Below are 23,718 nucleotides of genomic sequence, written 5' to 3' on the forward strand. Positions count from 1 at the left end.
CCGGAGCCTTCCATGTCCCGCGTTACCCTGAGTCGCTATTTGATTGAGCAGACCCGTAGCAACAACACCCCTGCCGATCTGCGTTTCCTGATCGAAGTGGTGGCGCGTGCTTGCAAGGAAATCAGCCACGCCGTGTCCAAAGGCGCCCTCGGTGGCGTTCTGGGCAGCATGGGCACTGAAAACGTCCAAGGCGAAGTGCAGAAGAAGCTCGACGTGATCTCCAACGAGATCCTGCTCGAAGCCAACGAATGGGGCGGTCACCTGGCCGGCATGGCGTCCGAAGAAATGGACAATGCCTACCAGATCCCGGGCAAATACCCGAAAGGCGCGTACCTGCTGGTATTCGACCCGCTGGACGGTTCGTCGAACATCGACATCAACGCACCCGTCGGCACGATCTTCTCGGTGCTGCGCTGCCCGAGCGAATACCTGAGCCAGAACGAAGCCTTGAACGAAAAGGCCTTCCTGCAGCCAGGCACTCAGCAGGTAGCCGCCGGTTATGCCATCTACGGCCCGCAGACCATGCTGGTGCTGACCCTGGGCGATGGCGTGAAAGGCTTTACCCTGGACCGTGAAATGGGCAGCTTCGTACTGACCCACGAAGACATCACGATCCCGGAAACCACTCAGGAATTCGCGATCAACGCATCCAACCAGCGTCACTGGGAAGCGCCGGTACAACGCTACGTCGGCGAATTGCTGGCGGGCGATGAAGGTCCGCTGAAAAAGAACTACAACATGCGTTGGGTCGCCGCGATGGTCGCGGACGTGCACCGCATCCTGACCCGTGGCGGTCTGTTCATGTACCCACGCGACAGCCGCGAGCCATCGAAGCCCGGCAAACTGCGCTTGATGTACGAAGCCAACCCGATGTCGTTCCTGGTTGAGCAGGCAGGCGGCGCGTCCACCGATGGTCACCAGCGCATCCTCGACATTCAGCCTGAAGGCCTGCACCAGCGCGTAGCGGTGTACCTCGGCTCGAAAGAAGAAGTCGCACGCGTCACGGCTTACCACAAGGAATAAACATGACCGAGCCTTGGCAGCCGTTGCTCGAATGGTGGTTCGGAACCCTCGAATCACCCAACGAGATAGCGGCTGACAAGGGCAAGTTATGGTTCGGCAAGCGCGACTGCCAGGACCTCGAAGCGCAAACGCGTTTCGGGGACTGGGTCGAGCAGGCACTGGCCGGCGGATTGACTGACTGGGCGCAACGCCCCGACGGTTGGCTGGCCCTGGTGCTGCTACTCGATCAACTCCCGCGAATGATCTATCGCGACACTCCAAAATCCTTTTCAGGCGATCTCAGGGCTCAGGCACTGGTAGGGCAAGGCATTGCTGCGGATTTCGATCGGCAGTTGCGGCCGATCCAGCGAGTGTTTATCTACCTGGTGTTTGAGCACTGCGAGAATCTGGCGGTGCAGAACGAGGCGATTTCGCGGTACATCGATCTGGTTGCGCAGCAGCCGGAGGCGGATCAGAAGCTGTTTATCGATTATCTGAACTATGCCGAGAAGCATCAGCGGGTGATCGCGCGGTTTGGGCGGTTTCCGCATCGCAATGCGGTGTTGGGGCGGGAGTCGACGGATGAGGAGCTGGCGTTTCTATCGGAGCCTGGTTCTCGCTTTTAGTTTTTAGCTGTAGCTGATGCCGCCATCGCCAGCAGGCTGGCTCCCACATTTGGTTCGTGTTGTTCACAAATCCCCTGTGGGAGCCAGCCTGCTGGCGATGGGGCCAGTGAAAGCAGCTTATATCCGGAAGCTGCCGACCAACTGCTTCAACCGCGCCGCTTGCTGTTCAAGATCCGCACACGCGCGCAACGTCGACTGCAAGTTCTCCACGCCTTCCTGGTTCAACGTGTTGATCTCGGTGATGTCGACGTTGATCGACTCCACCACAGCGGTCTGCTCTTCAGTCGCTGTCGCCACAGACTGGTTCATCCCGTCAATCTCACCAATGCGCTGGGTCACGCTGCCCAGGCGTTCGCCCGCCTGGTTGGCGATGCCGACGCTGCTTTCGCTCTGGCGCTGGCTGTCGGTCATGGTGCTCACCGCTTCACGGGCGCCAACTTGCAGCTCCTCGATCATCTTCTGCACTTGCTGCGCCGAATCCTGAGTGCGGTGGGCGAGGTTGCGCACCTCGTCCGCGACCACGGCAAAGCCACGTCCGGCTTCACCGGCACGCGCCGCTTCGATCGCCGCGTTCAATGCCAGCAAGTTGGTTTGCTGCGAGATGCTGGTGATCACTTCCAGAATCTGCCCGATGTTCACCGTGTTGCTGTTGAGCGTTTCGATGTTGCCGCACGAATCGCTGATCTTCGCCGAGAGCTGTTGCATCGCGGCGATAGTTTTATCCACCACTTGCTGACCGTCTTCGGCCAAGGCACGGGCGTCGCTCGAGTGTTGCGAGGCGAGGGCGGCGTTCTGGGCGATTTCCTGGGCGGCGGCGCCCAGTTGGTTGATCGCTGCAGCCACGCTGCTGGTGCGCGAGGCTTGCTGATCGGAGTTGAACATCGATGAGTTCGAGGCAGCCACCACACGCAGCGCCACTTCGTTGACCTGGCCGGTGGCCGAGGACACTTCGCGAATCGACGTGTGAATCCGCTCTACAAAACGGTTGAACGAGGTGCCCAGCGCACCGAATTCGTCCTGGCCGTGGATGGTCAGGCGTTTGGTCAGGTCACCTTCGCCTTCGGCGATGTCATGCATGGCGCGGCCCATGGTCAGCAGCGGCTGCATCAGGAAGCTGATCAGCATGCCCAGCAGCGCGATGATGATCACCACGGCGATGACCATGGCGATGATCGCCGAGGTGCGGAACTCGCTGAGCATCGCGAACGCGGTCTCCTGGTCCAGCACCAGCGCCACGTACCAGTCTGCCGACGGCACACCGTTGACGTGGGTAAAGGAGATGAACTGGGTCTTGCCATCGAGCTCGACTTCTTTCAGGCCCGGGCTGACTTTCGGCGCGCCGTTCGGGTAGGCCTCGGCGAGGCTCTTGAGCACAAGCTTGCTGTCCGGGTGGATCAGGATCTTGCCGTCGGCGCTGACGATGAACGCGTGACCGTGACCGCCGAAGTTGAGCGAGTTGATGATCGCACTGACGCTCGACAGGTCGATGTCCGCACCGGCGACGCCGATCATCTGGTTCTGATGCTGCACGGGCGTGGCCACGGTGATCACCAGTTTGCCGGATGAAGCGGCGATGTACGGTTCGGTGACGATGGTCTGTCGCGCGCTGTTGGCTGCCTTGTACCAGCCACGGGCGCGGGGATCGTAGTCCGCCGCACGGTTGCCGGCCGGGATCGAGAACATCACGCCGTCAGTGCCACCGAAGTAGCTCAACTGGAAGTTGCCGGTGTACGCCGGCAAGTCGATGGCGCGCTTGAGGTTGGCGGGTGCACTGCCGTCCACGGCGATTTGCTGGGAAAGCGATTGCAGCAACTGCATGCGGCTTTCCAGCCAGGTCTGGATGTTGCTGGTGGTCAGGCTGCCGAGTTCCTGCATCGAAGATTCGGTACTGCTGCGCAAGGTCTGGCGCTGGCGGTAGTCGTTGAACAGGATAAAGCAGGCGAACGCAACGGCGACCACGAGGGCGGCTGCCAGCAGGATCTTGTGGCTGAATTTCATGTTTCTGGTCATTAAATGCACTACCGCGGAGGGTCTGGTCAGCGAGGGGCGTCAATTTGCCACAGTCGAGGGCTTTGCGCTGCCTCTATGTCGACTGAGCGGCGGCAAAGATTAGGCGGCTTTTGCGAAAACCGACCAAACGCTCAACAGCAAACGAAAGTTCCTGATATTTCACGAAAAACAGACGAGCGGCCCCACAAATAGCCGGCAAGCCAGGGAACCAGGCAGGGGTTTTCTCTTCTAAGCTTCAGCTTGGCAGCCATGCCATTCCCCTTCGCCCCAGGAGCTACACCATGTCGCTGCGATCTATCGCCTTGCTCTCGTTCTGCGTGTTGTTGGCCGCATGCGGCAAGGTCAATCAGGAAAACTACTCGAAGCTGTCGTCAGGCATGCCCAAGGCCGAGGTAGAAACCTTGCTGGGCAAACCCACCGACTGCTCGGGCGCGCTCGGCATGTCCAGTTGTACCTGGGGTGACAAGAACAGCTTTATCAGCGTGCAGTACGCCGGTGACAAAGTACTGATGTTTTCCGGCCAAGGCCTGAAGTAATCCGGGGCTACTCGCCCACGGGAGAAAAACAATGAAGCGGTTATTGATACTCCTTTTTGCCAGCCTGGTATTGGCTGGCTGCGCCACTTCTGGCGAAGATCCGTTGGCACCGAAAACAGTCAACAGCGTCAACCTCAAGAAATACCAGGGCACCTGGTACGAGTTGGCCCGTCTGCCGATGTATTTCCAGCGCAACTGCGCGCAATCCGAAGCCCATTACACGCTCAAGCCTGACGGCAACGTGTTGGTGCTGAACCGCTGCCTGACGGCGGATTGGCAATGGGAAGAAGCCAAGGGCACGGCTTATCCGCAAGTGCCGGGCAAGACCGACAAGTTGTGGGTCGAGTTCGATACCTGGTTCTCGCGATTGCTGCCGGGTGTGGCGAAGGGGGAATACTGGGTGCTGTACGTCAGCGACGACTACAAGACCGCCATCGTGGGTGACCCGAGCCGCAAGTATCTGTGGCTGCTATCACGGACTCCGTCGGTTAACGGTGTAGTGCGTGAAGAACTGCTGAGCAAGGCGCGTCAACAAGGCTACGACACCACGCGGCTAATCTGGCGTGCGTCGGATACGCAGATGGCCAAGACCTCTAACTAGCAGTCACCGAAGATTAAAACTGTGGGAGCGAGCCTGCTCGCGATAGCGGACTGTCAGTCAACATCCTTGTTGAAGCTGATGACCCTATCGCTAGCAGGCTAGCTCCCACATTTATTTTGTGTCAGCCGAGGAGATCGCGCAGGACTTGGGTGAACGCCCGATTGCTCTCTTCTTCATCCGCATGCCGCCCATCCCGCACAACCCACTGGCCATTGACCAGCACATCCCGCACCTGACGATCGCCACCGGCAAACAACCAGCGATTGAGAATCCCGTCACCACTGGCCGTGGCCAGGTACGGATCGTTGCCGTCCAGCACCAGCCAGTCCGCACGTTTGCCAACTTCCAATGCACCGATCGGCTGACCCAGCGCCTGAGCGCCGCCATCCAGCGCAGCGTCGTACAGTGTGCGGCCGACCATCGGCTGATCCGCGCCATACAAGCGATTACGCCGCTGATCGCGCAGGCGCTGGCCGTATTCCAGCCAGCGCAATTCTTCCACCACGCTCAATGACACATGGCTGTCGGACCCGATACCCATGCGTCCGCCCTGCGCGAGGAAATCCACCGCCGGGAAAATCCCGTCGCCGAGATTCGCTTCGGTGGTCAGGCACAGGCCGGCGATGGCGCGACTCTTGGCCATCAGCGTGACTTCTTCCGGGTTGGCGTGGGTCGCATGGACCAGGCACCAGCGCTGGTCGACCTCGGTGTTTTCGTACAGCCATTGCAGCGGACGACGGCCGCTCCAGCTAAGGCAGTCATCGACTTCCTTCTGCTGTTCGGCGATATGAATGTGCACTGGGCACTGTTTGTCGCTGGCCGCCAGCACTTCGCTGATTTGCTGCGGTGTTACCGCGCGCAACGAGTGGAAGCAAAGGCCCAGCGACTGCGCCGGTTGCTGCGCCAGGATCGGCTGCAAACGCGACTGAAGCTTGAGGTAGTTTTCGGTGCTGTTGATGAAGCGGCGCTGACCCTCGTTCGGGGTCTGGCCGCCGAAACCGGAATGGCTGTACAGCACCGGCAACAGGGTCAGGCCGATACCGGCAGAGCTGGCAGCCTGGCTGATACGCAGCGCCAATTCGGCGGGATCTGCATACGGTTGGCCGTTGGTGTCATGGTGCACGTAATGGAATTCCGCAACCGAGGTGTAACCGGCCTTGAGCATTTCGATGTACAGCTGACGGGCGATCACGCCGAGTTGATCCGGGCTGATTTTTCCGACGAGGCGATACATCAGATCGCGCCAGGTCCAGAAACTGTCGTTCGGATTGCCCGCCACTTCCGCCAGCCCGGCCATGGCCCGCTGGAAGGCGTGGGAGTGCAGATTTGGCATGCCCGGCAGCAGCGGACCGCTCAGCCGTTCGGCGTCATCTGCGTGGGAATCGGCCTGGATATGGGTCAGCACGCCGTCGGCGCTGACCTCAAGACGTACATTGTTGGCCCATCCACTAGGCAGCAGCGCGCGTTCGGCAAAGAAGGCGGACATGGTTCAGCACCCCATCGTGTGTTATTTGTATATACATATACAGACGTTTGCCTGCTCGGTAAACTCCGGCAAGCTAGCAACCTCTACCAAATGAACAAGGATTAACCGTGCCGACTCCGCCTGCAGTCTCTCCGTTGGCCGCACACATGGGCGACAGTCCGGCGCCCTTGTACGCCCGCGTCAAACAGATGATCACCCAGCAAATCGACAGTGGAAACTGGCCGCCGCACTACCGCGTTCCGTCGGAAAGCGAGCTGGTGAGCCAACTGGGTTTCAGCCGCATGACCATCAACCGCGCGCTGCGCGAGATGACCGCCGACGGTCTGCTGGTGCGCATGCAGGGCGTCGGCACGTTCGTCGCCGAACCTAAAAGCCAGTCCGCATTGTTTGAAGTGCACAACATCGCCGACGAAATCGCCTCCCGTGGTCATCGCCATACCTGCAAGGTGATTACCCTTGAGGAAGAGGCCGCCGGTTCCGAGCGCGCGTTGGCGCTGGACATGCGTGAAGGGCAGAAAGTGTTCCACTCGTTGATCGTGCATTTTGAAAACGATATCCCGGTGCAGATCGAGGACCGTTTCGTCAACGCGCTGGTGGCCCCGGACTACCTCAAGCAGGATTTCACCCTGCAAACGCCTTACGCCTACCTGAATCAGGTCGCGCCGCTGACTGAGGGCGAGCACGTGGTCGAGGCGATTCTGGCCGAGGCCTCCGAGTGCAAATTGCTGCAGATTGAAAAGGGCGAGCCGTGCCTGCTGATTCGCCGCCGCACCTGGTCTGGCCGCCAGCCGGTGACCGCTGCCCGCTTGATCCACCCTGGTTCCCGTCATCGTCTGGAAGGTCGGTTCCATAAATGAATGAAGTGAAAGTTTTACGCGCAAAAGATTACCCGCGCATGCCTTGGAAAAACGGCGGCGGCAGCACTGAAGAAATCACCCGTGATGCGGGTACTGGCCTTGATGGTTTCGGCTGGCGCCTGTCGATTGCCGATATTGGTGAGTCGGGCGGCTTTTCAATGTTCGCCGGTTACGAGCGCGTGATCACCGTGCTGCAGGGCGACGGCATGACCTTGCGCGTCGATGGCCAGGACACACATCCGTTGTTACCGCTGGAACCGTTTGCCTTCAGTGGCGAGAGCCAGGTGACTTGCACCTTGCTCGGCGGGCCGATCCGCGATTTCAACCTGATCTATGCGCCGAAACGTTACGACGCGCGATTGCAGTGGCTGGATGGCGAGCAACGGTTTTTCAGCTCGGCCGGAACTGTGCTGGTGTTCAGTGTCACTGAATCGCTGGAAGTGAAGGTCGGTAACAGTGCCCAGCAATTGGGTCGGCATGATTGCCTGCAACTCGTCGGTAACACCGGCCTGCTGGAAGTCTCCGTGGGCGGCCAATGCTGCGTGATTGAACTGACAGCACGCGGTTAATTGTGGCGAGGGAGCTTGCTCCCGCTCGGCTGCGCAGCAGTCGTCAATCCTGAATTCCGATTCCATCTGAAACTCCACATGCTCCCGGTTTTGGGTCTGCTTCGCAGCCCAGCGGGAGCAAGCTCCCTCGCCACAAAAGCAGTCTTCATCCCGTTTCCCATTGCGCACCAACTTGTTACCGAACGCCCCAGCGTGGCGCTAAACCACGCTCAAGTAACAGCGCTCACTCCCCTCGCAAAATCCCGCCGAAAAATTTCATCTCTGCCGGAACCCTTGATCCAGGCGCTTTCCAGCCCTTTCAAAACTTTTCTTGAACACCCCTCCAACAAGTTGGCCGCTTGATTGCATATGCTTGTATGTACAAGTAAAGACGTATGCGTATGAGTCGATCGAGACTCCTCGCAACGTCCACTGATTCGCTTGTGTCGCTTTGACGCGCACAGGCTGGCTTACCCACCGCCAGGGTTGGTTTGGATTGATCGCTGAGGAGTCTTTTTCGTGACTGACAATACCCAGAAAACCACTAAGTATCGTGACGTTGAAATCCGCGCTGCCCGCGGTAACAAACTGACCGCCAAAAGCTGGCTGACCGAAGCGCCGCTGCGCATGCTGATGAACAACCTCGACCCGGAAGTCGCCGAGAACCCTAAAGAACTGGTGGTTTACGGTGGTATCGGTCGTGCGGCGCGTAACTGGGAATGCTACGACAAGATCGTCGAAAGCCTGACCAACCTGAACGACGACGAGACCCTGCTGGTGCAATCCGGCAAGCCGGTCGGCGTTTTCAAGACCCACACCAATGCACCGCGCGTACTGATCGCCAACTCCAACCTGGTGCCACACTGGGCGAGCTGGGAACACTTCAACGAACTCGACGCCAAAGGCCTGGCCATGTACGGCCAGATGACCGCCGGCAGCTGGATCTACATCGGCAGCCAGGGCATCGTCCAGGGCACCTACGAAACCTTCGTCGAAGCCGGTCGCCAGCACTATAACGATGACCTGAAAGGTCGTTGGGTCCTGACCGCAGGTCTCGGCGGTATGGGTGGCGCTCAGCCCCTGGCCGCGACCCTGGCCGGCGCCTGCTCGCTGAACATCGAATGCCAGCAGGTCAGTATCGATTTCCGCCTGAACAGCCGCTATGTCGATGAGCAAGCCACCGACCTCGACGACGCGCTGGCCCGTATCGCCAAATACACCAAGGAAGGCAAGGCGATTTCCATCGCACTGCTCGGCAACGCGGCGGAAATCTTGCCGGAATTGGTCAAGCGCGGCGTGCGCCCGGACATGGTCACCGACCAGACCAGCGCCCACGACCCGCTCAACGGTTACCTGCCAGCCGGCTGGACCTGGGACGAATACCGCGCTCGCGCCAAGACCGAGCCTGCTGCCGTGGTGAAAGCCGCCAAGCAATCGATGGCCGTGCACGTTAAAGCGATGCTCGAATTCCAGAAAATGGGCATTCCAACCTTCGACTACGGCAACAACATCCGTCAGATGGCGCAGGAAGAAGGCGTGGAAAACGCATTCGACTTCCCAGGCTTCGTACCGGCTTACATCCGTCCGCTGTTCTGCCGCGGCATCGGCCCGTTCCGCTGGGCTGCTTTGTCGGGTAACGCCGAAGACATCTACAAAACCGACGCCAAGGTCAAAGAGCTGATCCCGGACGACGCGCACCTGCACAACTGGCTGGACATGGCGCGCGAGCGCATCAGCTTCCAGGGTCTGCCGGCACGTATCTGCTGGGTTGGCCTGGGCCTGCGCGCCAAACTCGGCCTGGCGTTCAACGAAATGGTGCGTAGTGGTGAATTGTCCGCGCCAATCGTGATTGGTCGCGACCACCTGGACTCCGGTTCGGTAGCCAGCCCGAACCGCGAAACCGAATCGATGCAGGACGGTTCCGACGCCGTGTCCGACTGGCCACTGCTCAACGCTTTGCTCAACACCGCGAGCGGCGCGACCTGGGTTTCCCTGCACCACGGCGGCGGCGTCGGCATGGGCTTCTCCCAGCATTCGGGCATGGTAATTGTCTGCGACGGTACTGACGAAGCGGCCGAGCGTATCGCTCGCGTGCTGCACAACGACCCGGCCACCGGTGTCATGCGTCACGCCGATGCGGGTTACCAGATCGCGATCGACTGCGCCAAGGAGCAGGGTTTGAACCTGCCGATGATTACCGGCAAGTAATGCTTGCCTCTGTAGGAGCGAGCCTGCTCGCGATAGCGATATATCAGCCAGCGAAATTGTTGAATTTGCCGGCCTCATCGCGAGCAGGCTCACTCCTACAGGGATTGCGTAAACCCTAAATAACAATCCACAGAGGTTGAATCATGGCTGTTAACAACGATCGTGCAGGCAGCAAACCGTTGATCGAGACACGCTCGATCGACTACATCCCGGAAGCGGAAAGACACGGTCGTCTGTTTAGCCAGTTCACCCTGTGGATGGGTGCCAACCTGCAAATCACCGCGATTGTCACCGGGGCCCTGGCCGTGGTGCTGGGCGGTGATGTGTTCTGGTCGTTGATCGGTCTGTTGATCGGTCAATTGCTCGGCGGCGGCGTCATGGCGTTGCATGCCGCGCAAGGGCCCAAGCTTGGCCTGCCGCAGATGATCTCCAGCCGGGTGCAGTTCGGGGTTTATGGCGCGGCCATCCCGATCGTGCTGGTGTGTCTGATGTACCTCGGTTTCACCGCCACCGGTACGGTGCTTTCCGGTCAGGCGCTGGGCCAGTTGTTTGGTGTCAGCGACAGCGTCGGCATTCTGATTTTCGCCAGTGTCATCGTACTGGTCACCGTGCTCGGTTATCGGGTGATCCATTGGATTGGCCGTGTTGCCAGTGTCATTGGTGTGATCGCCTTCGTTTATCTGTTTAGCCGTCTGATGAGCCAGACTGACGTTGGCGCACTGCTGCAAATCCGCCACTTCAGCTGGAGCAGCTTCCTGCTGGCGGTGTCGCTCGCGGCCTCCTGGCAGATCGCTTTCGGCCCGTACGTGGCTGACTATTCACGCTACCTGCCGAGCAAGACTTCATCGGTGAAAACCTTTTTCGCCGCGGGTGCGGGTTCGGTGATTGGCGCACAGGTGGCGATGATCCTCGGCGTGTTTGCCGCCGCTTCGGCCAACGGGCAATTCGCTGGCCATGAAGTGGCCTACATTGTTGGTCTGGGCGGGACCGGTGCCACCGCTGCGCTGCTGTACTTCAGCATCGCATTCGGCAAGGTCACCATCTCCACGCTGAACTCCTACGGCAGCTTCATGTGCATTGCGACCATCATCAGCGGTTTCCGTGGTGACCTGAAAGTAACGCGCTTGCAACGTCTGATGTTCGTGCTGGTCATCGTTGGTGCGGCGACCCTGATGGCGTTGCTCGGCCAGCACTCGTTCCTCGGTGCGTTCAAGTCCTTCATCCTGTTCCTGCTGGCGTTCTTTACGCCATGGAGCGCGATCAACCTGGTGGACTACTACTGCATCACCCGCGAGCGCTATGACGTGCCGGCGCTGGCCGATCCGAACGGTCGCTACGGCCGTTGGAACGTCCTCGGCATCAGCGTCTATGTGTTCGGTGTGCTGGTGCAGCTGCCGTTCATCTCCTCCAAGTTCTATACCGGTCCGCTGGTGGCCGCTCTGGGTGACGTGGATATTTCCTGGATCATCGGTCTGGTGCTGCCCGCAGCCCTGTATTACCTGTGTGCGAAACGATGGCACGGTTCGGTACCCGATCACCTGATTCTGCCGGTCGAGCAGGACAACGTTGCAACACCTAATAAAACAAGCGGGGCTGGTCGCGCTGCGGCGCAGGCCTGATTGGACGTGGACAGGGCTGGATGCCTCTTGACTGCCGTAAGCCAATTCATGATTAGGAGCGTCACTACAATGAAATCGAACAAGACCCTGCTGACCACATTGCTTTCCATGGGCCTGCTCGCCAGTGCCGGCGCCACTCAGGCTGCTGGTTGGTGCGAGTCGGGCAAACCGGTGAAATTCGCCGGCCTGAACTGGGAAAGCGCCATGCTGCTGACCGACGTAATGCAAATCGTGTTGGAGAAGGGCTACGACTGCAAGACGGACAGCTTGCCAGGCAACTCCATCACCATGGAAAACGCCCTGAGCAGCAACGACATTCAAGTGTTCGCCGAAGAATGGGTCGGCCGTAGCGAGGTTTGGAACAAGGCCGAGAAGGCCGGCAAAGTCGTCGGTGTCGGCGCTCCGGTGGTGGGTGCGATCGAAGGCTGGTACGTGCCGCGTTACGTGATCGAAGGCGACGCCAAGCGCAAGCTGGAACCCAAGGCGCCGGACCTGAAAAACATCGCCGACCTGGCCAAATACGCCACCGTGTTCAAGGATCAGGAAGAGCCTGCCAAGGGCCGTTTCTACAACTGCCCGGCCGGCTGGACCTGTGAGCTGGACAACAGCGAAATGCTGAAAAGCTACGGCCTGGAAAGCACCTACACCAACTTCCGCCCAGGCACCGGCCCGGCGCTGGATGCCGCGGTACTGTCTAGCTACAAGCGTGGCGAGCCGATCCTGTTCTACTACTGGTCGCCAACCCCGCTGATGGGCCAGGTTGACCTGGTCAAACTTGAAGAAAAACCAGGCGTGGACAAGCGCGTAACCATCAAGGTCGGCCTGTCCAAGACCTTCCACGAGCAAGCCCCGGAACTAGTGGCGGTGCTGGAAAAGGTCAACCTGCCGATCGACCTGCTCAACCAGAACCTCGGGCGCATGGCCAAAGAGCGGATCGAGTCGCCAAAACTGGCCAAGATCTTCTTGAAGGAACATCCTGAAGTCTGGCACGCGTGGGTGAGCGAAGACGCAGCCAAGAAAATCGACGCGGCCTTGTAGGTTGAGCCTCTCCGACTGCTGGTAACGGCAGTCGGACGCTGAATCGCAACCCCTTGATTGAGAGTCTCTTATGTTTCCCGAAAGCTTTACCTTTTCCATCGCCGACTGGGTCAACGGTTGGGTCGATTCGCTGGTCACCAACTACGGCGACGTGTTCCGCAGCATCTCCGACACCCTGCTGTGGGCCATCGTCAATCTTGAAGGGCTGCTGCGCGCGGCGCCCTGGTGGCTGATGCTGGCCATCGTGGCGGGCGTTGCCTGGCACGCGACCCGCAAAGTCGTGACCACCGCCGTGATCGTCGGTTTGTTGTTCCTGGTGGGCGCGGTCGGTCTCTGGGACAAGCTGATGCAGACCCTGGCGCTGATGATGGTCGCGACGGTCATTTCGGTGCTGATCGGCATCCCGCTGGGCATTCTCTCTGCACGCAGCAATCGCCTGCGTTCGGTGCTGATGCCGCTGCTGGACATCATGCAGACCATGCCGAGTTTCGTGTACCTGATCCCGGTGCTGATGCTGTTTGGCCTGGGCAAGGTGCCGGCGATTTTCGCCACCGTCATCTACGCTGCGCCGCCGCTGATTCGCCTGACTGATCTGGGTATTCGCCAGGTCGACGGTGAGGTGATGGAAGCGATCAACGCCTTCGGTGCCAACCGTTGGCAGCAACTGTTTGGCGTGCAACTGCCGCTGGCCCTGCCGAGCATCATGGCCGGGATCAACCAGACCACCATGATGGCCCTGTCGATGGTGGTAATTGCCTCGATGATCGGTGCCCGTGGCCTGGGTGAAGATGTGTTGGTGGGGATTCAGACCCTCAACGTCGGACGTGGCCTTGAAGCCGGCCTGGCGATCGTGATTCTGGCAGTGGTCATCGACCGCATTACTCAGGCGTATGGTCGGCCACGGCATGAGGTGAGCAAATGAACAACGAAGCCATCAGCAAAATCGAAGTCAAAAACGTCTTCAAGATTTTCGGCAACCGTTCCAAGGAAGCGCTGGGCATGATTGGCCAGGGCAAAACCAAGGATCAGGTGCTGGCCGAGACCGGTTGCGTGGTCGGCGTGAACGACTTGTCCCTGAGCATCGGCACCGGTGAGATCTTCGTGATCATGGGCCTGTCGGGCTCGGGCAAATCCACATTGGTGCGCCACTTCAATCGCCTGATCGACCCGACCAGCGGCGCGATCCTGGTGGACGGCGTGGACATCCTGCAATACGACATGGAAGCCCTGCGCGAATTTCGCCGGCACAAGATCAGCATGGTGTTCCAGAGCTTCGGCCTGCTGCCGCACAAGACCGTGGTGGATAACGTTGCCTACGGCCTGAAAGTGCGTGGCGAGACCAAGCAAATGTGTTCCGAGCGCGCGCTGCACTGGATCAACACCGTGGGCCTGAAGGGCTACGAAAACAAATACCCGCATCAGCTTTCGGGCGGCATGCGTCAGCGTGTGGGCCTGGCCCGTGCGTTGGCGGCGGACACCGACATCATCCTGATGGACGAAGCCTTCAGTGCCCTCGACCCGCTGATCCGCGCCGAGATGCAGGACCAGTTGCTGGAACTGCAAAAGACCCTGCACAAGACCATCGTATTCATCACCCACGACCTTGATGAGGCGGTGCGGATTGGTAACCGCATTGCGATTCTCAAGGACGGGCGCCTGATTCAGGTCGGCACGCCGAGAGAGATCCTGCATTCGCCGGCGGATGAGTATGTCGACCGGTTCGTACAGCGCCGGGCTGCGGTGGTTTAAGACTGACCGCTTTTGTGGCGAGGGAGCTTGCTCCCGTTGGGTTGCGAAGCAGCCCCAAAAATCGGCGACCGCTGCGCGGTCGAACGGGAGCAAGCTCCCTCGCCACAGGTGTCATACGTCCATGAATTTTGTATGAGGCTCCAGATGTCCCAGGCTGAAAAAATCGTTATCGCCGACGCCCCGTTGCGTTGGCAGGATGTGGTCGCCGTAGCCCGGCATGACGCGCAGCTTGAGCTGTCTGCCCAAGCCTGGGCGCGGATCGAGAATGCCCAGGCCATCGTCCAGCGCATCGTCGCCAGTGGCGAGCGCGCCTATGGCGTCAACACCGGTCTGGGCGCGTTGTGCAACGTCTCGCTTAAGGACGAACAACTCAGCCAACTGTCGCGCAACACCTTGCTCAGCCATGCCTGTGGCGTTGGCGCTCCATTGGCTGACGAGCAGACTCGCGCGATCATGTGTGCGGCGATCCGCAATTACAGCCACGGCAAATCCGGCATTCATCGTCGAGTGGTCGAAGCGCTGCTGGCGCTGCTCAATCGCGGCATTACCCCGCAAGTGCCTTCCCAGGGTTCGGTCGGGTACCTGACCCACATGGCGCACATCGGCATCGCGCTGCTGGGCGTCGGCAATGTGAGCTATCGCGGGCAGATCGTGTCCGCGCAGCAAGCCTTGGCCGAAGAAGGTCTGCAACCGGTCCAGCTTGGCGCCAAAGATGGTTTGTGCCTGGTCAATGGCACGCCGTGCATGACCGGCCTCAGCTGCCTGGCGATTGCCGATGCCACGCGTCTGGTGCAATGGGCCGACGTGATCGGTGCAATGAGTTTCGAAGCCCAGCGCGGCCAGATTGCGGCGTTCGATGCCGAGATCATCGCGCTCAAGCCGCATCCGGGCATGCAGCAGGTCGGCATCAACCTGCGGGCGCTGCTGGATGGCAGTGAAGTGATTGCCGCAAGCTTTGGCATCCGCACGCAGGATGCGCTGAGCATCCGTTCGATCCCGCAGGTCCACGGCGCCGCTCGCGATCAGCTTGAGCACGCAAGAACGCAGATCGAAACCGAACTCAACTCGGTCACCGATAACCCGATGCTGCTGGGCACGCCGGATAATTTCCGCATCATGTCCCAGGCCAACCCGCACGGCCAGTCAGTGGCCTTGGCGGCAGATATGCTGGCCATCGCCATGGCCGAAATCGGCTCCATCGCCGAGCGTCGTCTGGACCGCTTGATCAACCCGCACGTCAGCGGTTTGCCGGCCTTTTTGGTGGCCAACCCGGGAGTGAATTCCGGGATGATGATCGTCCAGTACGTCGCCGCTTCGCTGTGCGCAGAAAATCGCCAGTTGGCGCAACCGGCGGTACTCGACAATTACGTCACCTCGGGCTTGCAGGAAGACCACTTGAGCATGGGCACCAACGCGGCGTTGAAGCTGCACCGCGCCCTGGAAAACTGCACGCAGATTCTTGCTATCGAATATTTGCTGGCAGCTCAGGCATTTGAATTTTTGAAAGAGCAACGTTTTGGCGCAGGCACAGATGCCGCGTGGCGTCTGCTGCGCGAACGCGTCCCGGCTTACGACCAGGACCGCTGGCTGGCGCCGGACATTGCCGCCGCTGCCAGCGTGTTGAAAGACCCGATTTTGCTGCACAACGCTTTACCGAACCTGAACTGATTTCTACAAAAAAACCAGCGTGCCAAGGCGCGGCTCCCCATAAGGCGAGACGCGACGGACAACGGACATCTCCGGAGCGTCTGGTTAGTACTCTTCTTTATAAAAGAAGACAAACTCACAAAAGGAGAACAAAAGTGACTGCGCTAAATCTTATTCCCGGCCAACTGAGCCTTGCCCAACTGCGTGATATCTATCAGCAGCCGGTCAAAATCACCCTCGACAACAGCGCCTCGGCCCAGATCGAAGCCAGCGTTGCCTGCGTGGAACAAATCCTCGCCGAGAACCGCACCGCCTACGGCATCAACACCGGTTTCGGCCTGCTGGCCTCGACCCGCATCGCCAGCGAAGACCTGGAAAACCTGCAGCGCTCGCTGGTGTTGTCCCACGCCGCCGGTGTCGGCGAGCCGATCAGCGACGCGTTGGTGCGGTTGGTCATGGTGCTCAAGGTCAACAGCCTGAGCCGTGGTTTCTCCGGCATTCGCCGCGTAGTGATCGACGCGTTGATCGCACTGATCAACGCCGAGGTTTACCCGCACATCCCATTGAAAGGGTCGGTCGGTGCTTCCGGCGATTTGGCGCCTTTGGCCCATATGTCGCTGGTGTTGCTGGGCGAAGGCAAAGCTCGCTACAAAGGCGAGTGGATGGAGGCGACCGAAGCGCTGAAAATCGCCGGTCTGACCCCGCTGACCCTGGCGGCGAAAGAAGGGCTGGCGCTGCTTAACGGCACTCAGGTGTCGACTGCTTATGCGCTGCGTGGCCTGTTCGAAGGCGAAGATTTGTTCGCCGGAGCCGTGGCGATTGGTGCCCTGACGGTCGAAGCGGTGCTGGGCTCGCGCTCGCCGTTCGATGCGCGCATCCACGCCGCCCGTGGCCAAAAAGGCCAGATCGACGCCGCTGCCGCTTACCGCGATCTGCTGGGTGAGCGCAGTGAAGTGTCCGACTCGCACCAGAACTGCGAAAAGGTCCAGGACCCGTACTCCCTGCGCTGCCAACCACAAGTCATGGGCGCCTGCCTGACCCAGTTCCGTCAAGCCGCCGAAGTGCTGGCCGTCGAAGCCAACGCGGTTTCCGACAACCCGCTGGTATTCGCTGCCGAAGGCGACGTGATCTCCGGCGGTAACTTCCACGCCGAACCGGTGGCCATGGCCGCTGACAACATGGCGCTGGCCATCGCTGAAATCGGTTCCCTGAGCGAGCGCCGTATCTCGCTGATGATGGACAAGCACATGTCGCAACTGCCGCCGTTCCTGGTGGCCAATGGCGGCGTGAACTCCGGTTTCATGATCGCCCAGGTGACCGCCGCGGCACTGGCCAGCGAGAACAAGGCGTTGTCCCATCCGCATTCGGTGGACAGCCTGCCGACGTCGGCGAACCAGGAAGACCACGTGTCCATGGCGCCGGCTGCCGGCAAGCGCTTGTGGGAAATGGCCGACAACACGCGCGGCGTTCTGGCGGTGGAATGGTTGGCGGCCGTTCAGGGGCTGGATTTGCGTGAAGGTCTGAAGACCTCGGCGAAGCTGGAAAAGGCTCGCGGGATTTTGCGTAATGAAGTGCCGTTTTATGAGAAGGACCGCTTCTTTGCGCCGGACATCAATGCGGCGACCGAGCTGTTGGCGACGCGTTGCCTGAATGAGCTGGTTTCGGCCAAGCTTTTGCCGAGCCTGTGATGTACTCATCGCCAGCAGGCTGGCTCCCACAGTTGTATTGCGCATCCCTGCTGGCGATTCGATTTTGAATAATGTGGAGACTAAGGGATGAAAACTCTCTGGCAACACTGCCACGTCGCAACCATGGCGCAAGGCGTCTACTCGATCATCGAGGATGCGGCCATCGTGACGTCCGGTGCGCACATTGAGTGGGTCGGCCCGCGCAGTGAACTGCCGGCGGGCGAGTACCCTGCCGTCAACGACTTGAAAGGGGCCTGGGTCACCCCGGGCCTGATCGACTGCCACACCCATACGGTGTTCGGCGGTAACCGCAGCGGTGAATTCGAACAGCGCCTGCAAGGTGTCAGCTACGCGGAAATCGCGGCGGCCGGCGGCGGCATTGCCAGCACCGTTCGCGCCACCCGCGCAGCGACCGAAGACGCGCTGTTCGCCAGCGCCGCCAAACGTCTGAAGAGCCTGATCCGCGACGGCGTGACCACGGTCGAAATGAAGTCCGGCTACGGCCTGGACCTGGCCAGTGAACGCAAAATCCTTCGCGTGATCCGTCGCCTCGGCGCCGAACTCCCGGTCAGCGTGCGCAGCACCTGCCTGGCCGCTCACGCGTTGCCACCGGAATACGCGGATCGCGCCGATGACTACATCGATCACATCTGCGCTGAAATGCTCCCGGCCCTGGCCGCCGAAGGGCTGGTGGATGCAGTGGACGCGTTCTGCGAATACCTGGCGTTTTCGCCGGCACAGGTCGAGCGCGTATTTGTCACCGCGAAAGAACTGGGTCTGCCGGTGAAGCTGCACGCCGAGCAATTGTCATCGTTGCACGGTTCGAGTCTGGCGGCGCGCTACCACGCACTGTCGGCCGATCACCTGGAATTCATGACCGAAGACGACGCCATCGCCATGGCCAAGTCCGGCACCGTCGCCGTGTTACTGCCCGGTGCTTTCTACTTCCTGCGTGAAACCCAGTTGCCGCCGATGGATGCCCTGCGCAAACACGGTGTGAAAATCGCCATCGCCAGCGATCTCAACCCCGGCACGTCGCCAGGGCTGTCGTTACGCTTGATGCTGAACATGGCCTGCACCTGTTTCCGCATGACGCCGGAAGAAGCCCTGGCCGGCGCAACCATTCATGCCGCCACCGCGCTGGGTATGGCCGACACGCATGGTTCGCTGGAAGCCGGCAAGGTCGCGGACTTCGTTGCCTGGCAAATCGATCGTCCCGCCGACCTGTCGTACTGGCTGGGCGGTGACCTGGAAAAACGCGTCGTGCGTCACGGCGTCGAAACGAGCGTTTAGGAGAGCAGTTGTGGATAAGGTTCTGAACTTCAAACAAGGCCGCGTGCCGCTGCTGATCAGCATGCCCCACGCGGGTCTGCGCCTGACCCCTGCGGTCGAAGCCGGGTTGATCCCCGATGCACGCAGCCTGCCGGACACGGACTGGCACATCCCCACGCTTTATGAATTCGCCGCCGAACTGGGCGCCAGTACGCTGGCTGCCGAATATTCGCGATTTGTCATCGACCTGAACCGCCCGTCTGACGACAAGCCTTTGTATGTCGGCGCGACCACCGGTCTGTATCCGGCGACGCTGTTCGACGGCATCCCCTTGTTTCGCGAAGGGATGGAACCGTCGGCGGCGGAACGGGCAACCTATCTGGAGCAGGTGTGGACGCCGTATCACACCACGTTGCAGAACGAGCTGGCGCGCCTCAAAGCCGAGTTCGGCTACGCGCTGCTGTTCGATGCGCATTCGATCCGTTCGATCATCCCGCACTTGTTTGACGGCAAACTGCCGGACTTCAACCTCGGCACCTTCAACGGCGCCAGTTGCGATCCACAATTGGCCACTGAGCTGGAAGCAATCTGCGCGCGTCACGGCGATTACAGCCATGTGCTGAACGGACGCTTCAAGGGCGGCCACATCACCCGGCATTACGGCAACCCGGCGGAAAACATCCACGCGGTGCAGCTGGAGCTGGGGCAGTGCACGTACATGGAAGAATTCGAGCCATTCCGCTATCGCCCGGACCTGGCCGAGCCGACGCAAGTGGTGCTCAAGGAATTGCTGCAAGGCCTGCTGGCCTGGGGCCAAAAGCACTACAACGCATAACCCCTGTGCGGATCGTTCCCACGCTCCGCGTGGGAACGCCTCAAGGGACGCTCCGCGTCCAGTGACGCGGAGCGTCACGGGCTGCATTCCCACGCAGAGCGTGGGAACGATCATAGCTCTTCGATTCTGTCGCCACTGTGCAAATCTCGGTCGCTACAGTTCGCTTTTACCCTCTCGACGCTGCGTAATGTTCTGCGCACGGTGCACAAAGACACCGAGCCCATAACAATCAACTGCCGCACGAGAACGCCCTCTATGACAAGCACCAAAGGTTTGTTCACCCGCTGTCTCTCAATCCTCTGCGGCACCGCTCTTCTGAGCACCAGCGTCCTGGCCAGTGACGACGCCTCCTGCAAGGCCGTGCGCATGGGCGTGGTCAACTGGACCGACGTGATCGCCACCAGCGGCATGGCTGACGTATTGCTCAACGGCCTCGGCTACGAAAGCAAGCAAACCAGCGCCGTGCAGCAAATCATCTTTGCCGGCATCCGCGACAAACGCCTCGATATCTTCCTCGGTTACTGGAAACCGGCGATGGACAAAAACATCGCGCCGTTTGTGGCCGCCAACCAAGTGAAGGTCATGGAGAAACCGAGCCTGGCCGACGCTCAGGCAACCCTCGCGGTACCGGATTATGTCGCCGAAGCGGGCCTGAAAACCTTCGCCGACATCGCTAAATTCAAGGACAAGCTCGGTGGCAAGATCTACGGCATCGAACCGGGCAGCGGTGCCAACACCACCATCAAAACCATGATCGAGACCAATCACTTTGGCCTGAAGGACTTCAAACTGATCGAGTCCGGTGAGGCCGGCATGCTCGCCGCCGTTCAGCGGGCGGTGAATCGCAAGGAGTTCGTGGTGTTCGTCGGCTGGACCCCGCACCCGATGAACATCAACATGAAGATCGCCTACCTGACCGGCAGCGAAGACGTTTATGGCCCGAACGAAGGCGCGGCGACCGTCTCGACCGTGACATCCCCCGACTACGCCGAACGTTGCCCGAACGTGAATCGCCTGCTGGAAAACCTGACCTTCACCGCCGCCCAGGAAAGCCAGTTGATGGTGCCGATCATGGAGCGCAAGACGCCTCAGGACGTTGCCAGGCAATGGCTGCGTGATCATCCGGAGGATCTTCAGCGTTGGCTGGCGGGTGTCACCAGTTTTGATGGCAAGGATGGCGTCGCCACCGTACAAGCCAGCCTGAGAAACTGATCACAAGTCCCTTGGCATGCGCGATTTCTGTGGCGAGGGAGCTTGCTCCCGCTCGGCGGCGAAGCCGTCGTAAATCCCTCTGGCAGGGTGTACCTGGCACTACTCGGGTGAACGGTTTGTGGGGCTGCTTCGCAGCCCAGCGGGAGCAAGCTCCCTCGCCACAGAACTGAGTTCCAATTCCAAACTGCTGAACTGACTGGCACCAGACTCATGGCCCCTTACCCGATTTCTGAACAGATGACGGCATTCGTCGAGAAAACCGTCAGTTTCAACAGCACCGACAGCAGCCTCAACGGTTTGCGTCAGGCCTATAGTGAGATGTGCCGGGCGTTCACCCCGCCACGTCCCGCCGGGCTTTACGTGGTCGATTTCGAGTTGGCCGGCGTGCCGGTGCGCTCCTATCAACCGCCGGCTACACCACCGAGTGACGGTGCCCCGTGCATCGTGTACCTGCATGGCGGCGGTTGGGTGGTGGGGGGGCTGGATTCCCACGACTTCATCTGCGCCGAACTGGCGTCGACACTTGGCGTGCTGGTGATCGCTGTCGATTACCGATTGGCGCCGGAACATCCGTTTCCGGCGGCGTTCGATGACTGCCTGCGCGTCTGGCGCGCGCTGCGAACCGGGCCATTCAAGCTCGATCCCGAGCGTACGCTGGTGGCGGGGGACAGCGCCGGTGGCAATCTCGCGGCCGCGCTTTGTCTGGCGCTGCGGGATTCGGGCGAGCCGTTGCCGGCTGCGCAGGTCCTGATCTATCCGGGGTTGGGCGGTCATCATCAGCTGCCGTCGCGCAGCGAATGTATCGACGCGCCGTTGCTCGCCAGCAGCGACGTCGATTGTTATCACGCCCTGTACTTGCGCGGCACCCGACAGCCGGGCGCCTATGCCATGCCGTTGCTCGCCGGACACTTCGGTGGACTGCCGCCGGCATTGATCGCCGTGGCGCAATTTGACCCGCTGCGCGATGACGGTGTGCTCTACGCCGAGCAGTTGCAGGCCGCTGGGGTGCCCGCCGCTCTTTATTACGGGGAAGGGCTGGTTCACGGTTGTTTGCGGGGGCGGGGCCAGGTCGCCGAGGTCGACTTGCTCTATGAAACGCTGCTCGGGTTTTTGGCTGACAAAACATGACGCTGCAAGGGGCATGCTCATTGGCGTAATTCGGGTTTATGATGCCGGACGGCAGAATAATAGAAGTCCCCCCAGGGATGACCTCGACCCCTTACGGAGCGCGCAATGCAGACTTTGTACCCGCAGATCAAACCTCACGCCCGGCACGATCTGGCCGTCGATGAAACTCACACGCTGTATGTCGACGAAAGCGGTTCACCGGAAGGTTTGCCGGTGGTGTTCATCCACGGTGGCCCCGGCGCCGGATGTGATGCCCAGAGTCGGCGGTACTTCGATCCGAACCTGTACCGCATCGTGACGTTCGACCAGCGTGGTTGCGGTCGCTCCACGCCCCATGCCAGCCTCGAAAACAACACTACCTGGGATCTGGTCGCCGACCTTGAGCGGATTCGCAAACACCTGGGCATCGAAAAATGGGTGCTGTTTGGCGGTTCCTGGGGTTCGACCCTGGCGCTGGCCTACGCGCAAACCCATCCGGAACGCGTACACGGTCTGATTCTGCGCGGGATTTTTCTCTGCCGCCCGCAGGAAATCGAGTGGTTCTACCAGTGTGGTGCCAGCCGTCTGTTCCCCGATTACTGGCAGGACTACGTCGCGCCGATTCCACTGGACGAACGCGACGACCTGCTCAGCGCTTTCCACAAGCGCCTGACCGGCAACGATCAGATCGCCCAGATGCACGCGGCCAAAGCGTGGTCTACCTGGGAAGGCCGGACCGCGACCTTGCGCCCGAACCCGCTGGTGGTCGATCGCTTCTCCGAACCCCAACGTGCGTTGTCCATCGCGCGCATCGAATGTCATTACTTCACCAACAATGCGTTCCTTGAACCGAACCAGCTGATTCGCGACATGGGCAAGATCGCCCATTTGCCAGGCGTGATCGTCCACGGTCGTTATGACGTGATCTGCCCACTGGACAACGCTTGGGAACTGCATCAAGCCTGGCCGAACAGCGAACTCCAGGTGATCCGCGACGCTGGCCACGCCGCGTCCGAGCCGGGTATTACCGATGCGCTGGTACGGGCCGCCAGTCAAATGGCTCGCCGCTTGCTCGACCTGCCGCCAGAAGAAGCATGAAGGGCCTGCTGCAACGCGTGCGTGGCGCGCGAGTCGAGGTAGCGGGAGAGGTGGTGGGTGCGGTGGATCAGGGTTTGCTGGTGCTGGTGGCGGTCGAACCGGAGGATACTCGTGCCAGCGCCGACAAACTTCTGCATAAACTGCTTAACTATCGAGTATTCAGTGACGCCGAGGGCAAGATGAATCTGTCTTTGGCGGATGTGGACGGTGGGTTGCTGCTGGTCTCGCAGTTCACCCTGGCCGCTGACACCAAGAGCGGGTTGCGCCCGAGTTTCTCGACCGCTGCCCCTCCGGGCTTGGGCGAGGAGCTATTCGACTATCTATTAAGCAAAGCGAAACAGGTGCATGGCACTGTGGCATCAGGTAGATTCGGCGCGGATATGCAGGTGCACCTGGTCAACGATGGCCCGGTCACCTTCCTGTTACAGACTTGAAAGCACTTGAAACATGTTTTTCAGGGCTTTTCGACTGAAAACAGGGGTTTTTCGCGATAAATACTTTGTTACCCCTGATGCGTTGTAACGCGGCCTACTAGATAATCGCGCGCTACGGGAATCAGCGTTCGTTGGTCCAATTTTG

21 protein-coding genes and 1 pseudogene are annotated in these 23,718 nt (G+C 60.3%); 19 read left to right on the top strand and 3 right to left on the bottom strand.

Annotation, left to right across the window (positions count from 1 at the left end):
• The first annotated feature begins 12 nt into the window (after positions 1-12).
• Together ACA070_RS01650 and ACA070_RS01655 are read left to right on the top strand one after the other, a co-directional pair.
• Positions 13-1,023, top strand: coding sequence for a class 1 fructose-bisphosphatase (locus ACA070_RS01650; RefSeq protein ID WP_497449781.1), 1,011 nt, complete (start codon positions 13-15; stop codon positions 1,021-1,023).
• Between the two features lie 2 nt (positions 1,024-1,025).
• Complete coding sequence (locus ACA070_RS01655; RefSeq protein ID WP_497449782.1) at positions 1,026-1,628, top strand: DUF924 family protein; 603 nt, start codon at positions 1,026-1,028, stop codon at positions 1,626-1,628.
• A gap of 117 nt (positions 1,629-1,745) precedes the next feature.
• Here the strand turns inward: ACA070_RS01655 and ACA070_RS01660 are convergent, their stop codons facing one another.
• Both ACA070_RS01660 and ACA070_RS01665 read right to left on the bottom strand, forming a co-directional pair.
• Positions 1,746-2,510, bottom strand: coding sequence for a methyl-accepting chemotaxis protein (locus ACA070_RS01660; RefSeq protein WP_370694468.1), 765 nt, complete (start codon positions 2,508-2,510; stop codon positions 1,746-1,748).
• Between the two features lie 141 nt (positions 2,511-2,651).
• Positions 2,652-3,638: pseudogene (locus ACA070_RS01665) on the bottom strand (cache domain-containing protein); the annotation flags it as partial.
• Between the two features lie 281 nt (positions 3,639-3,919).
• On the opposite strand from ACA070_RS01665, the gene ACA070_RS01670 reads away from it, so the two are divergent.
• Complete coding sequence (locus ACA070_RS01670) at positions 3,920-4,174, top strand: hypothetical protein (RefSeq protein ID WP_497449783.1); 255 nt, start codon at positions 3,920-3,922, stop codon at positions 4,172-4,174.
• 31 nt (positions 4,175-4,205) lie between these two features.
• Entirely contained in the window at positions 4,206-4,775 is a 570-nt protein-coding gene (locus ACA070_RS01675) for a lipocalin family protein (protein WP_497449784.1), read from the top strand.
• Positions 4,776-4,896: 121 nt separating this feature from the next.
• Here the strand turns inward: ACA070_RS01675 and ACA070_RS01680 are convergent, their stop codons facing one another.
• Positions 4,897-6,261 carry a formimidoylglutamate deiminase gene (locus ACA070_RS01680; protein ID WP_497449785.1) on the bottom strand — a complete coding sequence of 455 codons (1,365 nt, stop codon included), beginning with the start codon at positions 6,259-6,261 and terminating at the stop codon, positions 4,897-4,899.
• Positions 6,262-6,407: 146 nt separating this feature from the next.
• Here ACA070_RS01680 and hutC point away from each other — a divergent pair, with 146 nt between their 5' ends.
• From hutC to dtd, 15 genes are all read left to right on the top strand, one after another.
• Positions 6,408-7,118 carry a histidine utilization transcriptional repressor HutC gene (hutC, locus tag ACA070_RS01685; protein ID WP_172435301.1) on the top strand — a complete coding sequence of 237 codons (711 nt, stop codon included), beginning with the start codon at positions 6,408-6,410 and terminating at the stop codon, positions 7,116-7,118.
• On the top strand, positions 7,115-7,687 hold the full coding sequence (locus tag ACA070_RS01690; RefSeq protein ID WP_497449786.1) for a HutD/Ves family protein: 573 nt from the start codon (positions 7,115-7,117) through the stop codon (positions 7,685-7,687). Before hutC ends, ACA070_RS01690 begins: the two co-directional genes overlap by 4 nt.
• Positions 7,688-8,185: 498 nt before the next feature.
• Positions 8,186-9,874, top strand: a complete 1,689-nt coding sequence (hutU, locus tag ACA070_RS01695) for a urocanate hydratase (protein WP_497449787.1) — start codon at positions 8,186-8,188, stop codon at positions 9,872-9,874.
• Positions 9,875-10,017: 143 nt separating this feature from the next.
• A complete protein-coding gene (locus ACA070_RS01700) occupies positions 10,018-11,493 on the top strand; it encodes a purine-cytosine permease family protein (RefSeq protein WP_497449788.1) in 1,476 nt (491 codons plus the stop codon).
• 69 nt (positions 11,494-11,562) lie between these two features.
• Entirely contained in the window at positions 11,563-12,531 is a 969-nt protein-coding gene (locus tag ACA070_RS01705) for an ABC transporter substrate-binding protein (RefSeq protein ID WP_497449789.1), read from the top strand.
• A gap of 70 nt (positions 12,532-12,601) precedes the next feature.
• Positions 12,602-13,453, top strand: coding sequence for an ABC transporter permease (locus ACA070_RS01710; RefSeq protein WP_053153259.1), 852 nt, complete (start codon positions 12,602-12,604; stop codon positions 13,451-13,453).
• Positions 13,450-14,280: a quaternary amine ABC transporter ATP-binding protein gene (locus ACA070_RS01715; RefSeq protein WP_497449790.1), complete on the top strand. Its 831-nt coding sequence runs from the start codon at positions 13,450-13,452 to the stop codon at positions 14,278-14,280. The genes ACA070_RS01710 and ACA070_RS01715 overlap by 4 nt, the downstream gene beginning before the upstream one ends.
• Positions 14,281-14,424: 144 nt before the next feature.
• Positions 14,425-15,948: a histidine ammonia-lyase gene (gene hutH / locus ACA070_RS01720; RefSeq protein ID WP_497449791.1), complete on the top strand. Its 1,524-nt coding sequence runs from the start codon at positions 14,425-14,427 to the stop codon at positions 15,946-15,948.
• A gap of 134 nt (positions 15,949-16,082) precedes the next feature.
• A complete protein-coding gene (hutH, locus tag ACA070_RS01725) occupies positions 16,083-17,615 on the top strand; it encodes a histidine ammonia-lyase (RefSeq protein ID WP_497449792.1) in 1,533 nt (510 codons plus the stop codon).
• 87 nt (positions 17,616-17,702) lie between these two features.
• Entirely contained in the window at positions 17,703-18,908 is a 1,206-nt protein-coding gene (gene hutI / locus ACA070_RS01730) for an imidazolonepropionase (protein ID WP_497449793.1), read from the top strand.
• A 10-nt stretch (positions 18,909-18,918) separates the two neighbouring features.
• Positions 18,919-19,722, top strand: coding sequence for an N-formylglutamate deformylase (gene hutG, locus ACA070_RS01735; RefSeq protein ID WP_497449794.1), 804 nt, complete (start codon positions 18,919-18,921; stop codon positions 19,720-19,722).
• A gap of 255 nt (positions 19,723-19,977) precedes the next feature.
• On the top strand, positions 19,978-20,934 hold the full coding sequence (locus ACA070_RS01740) for a choline ABC transporter substrate-binding protein (RefSeq protein WP_497449795.1): 957 nt from the start codon (positions 19,978-19,980) through the stop codon (positions 20,932-20,934).
• A gap of 210 nt (positions 20,935-21,144) precedes the next feature.
• On the top strand, positions 21,145-22,062 hold the full coding sequence (locus tag ACA070_RS01745) for an alpha/beta hydrolase (protein ID WP_497449796.1): 918 nt from the start codon (positions 21,145-21,147) through the stop codon (positions 22,060-22,062).
• A gap of 105 nt (positions 22,063-22,167) precedes the next feature.
• The gene (gene pip, locus ACA070_RS01750; RefSeq protein ID WP_461956764.1) at positions 22,168-23,139 is read left to right on the top strand and encodes a prolyl aminopeptidase; all 972 of its coding nucleotides are present in this window, start codon (positions 22,168-22,170) and stop codon (positions 23,137-23,139) included.
• Positions 23,136-23,573, top strand: a complete 438-nt coding sequence (dtd, locus tag ACA070_RS01755) for a D-aminoacyl-tRNA deacylase (protein ID WP_497449797.1) — start codon at positions 23,136-23,138, stop codon at positions 23,571-23,573. Before pip ends, dtd begins: the two co-directional genes overlap by 4 nt.
• Positions 23,574-23,718 lie beyond the last annotated feature (145 nt).

The organism is Pseudomonas sp. LBUM1678 (assembly GCF_059695575.1).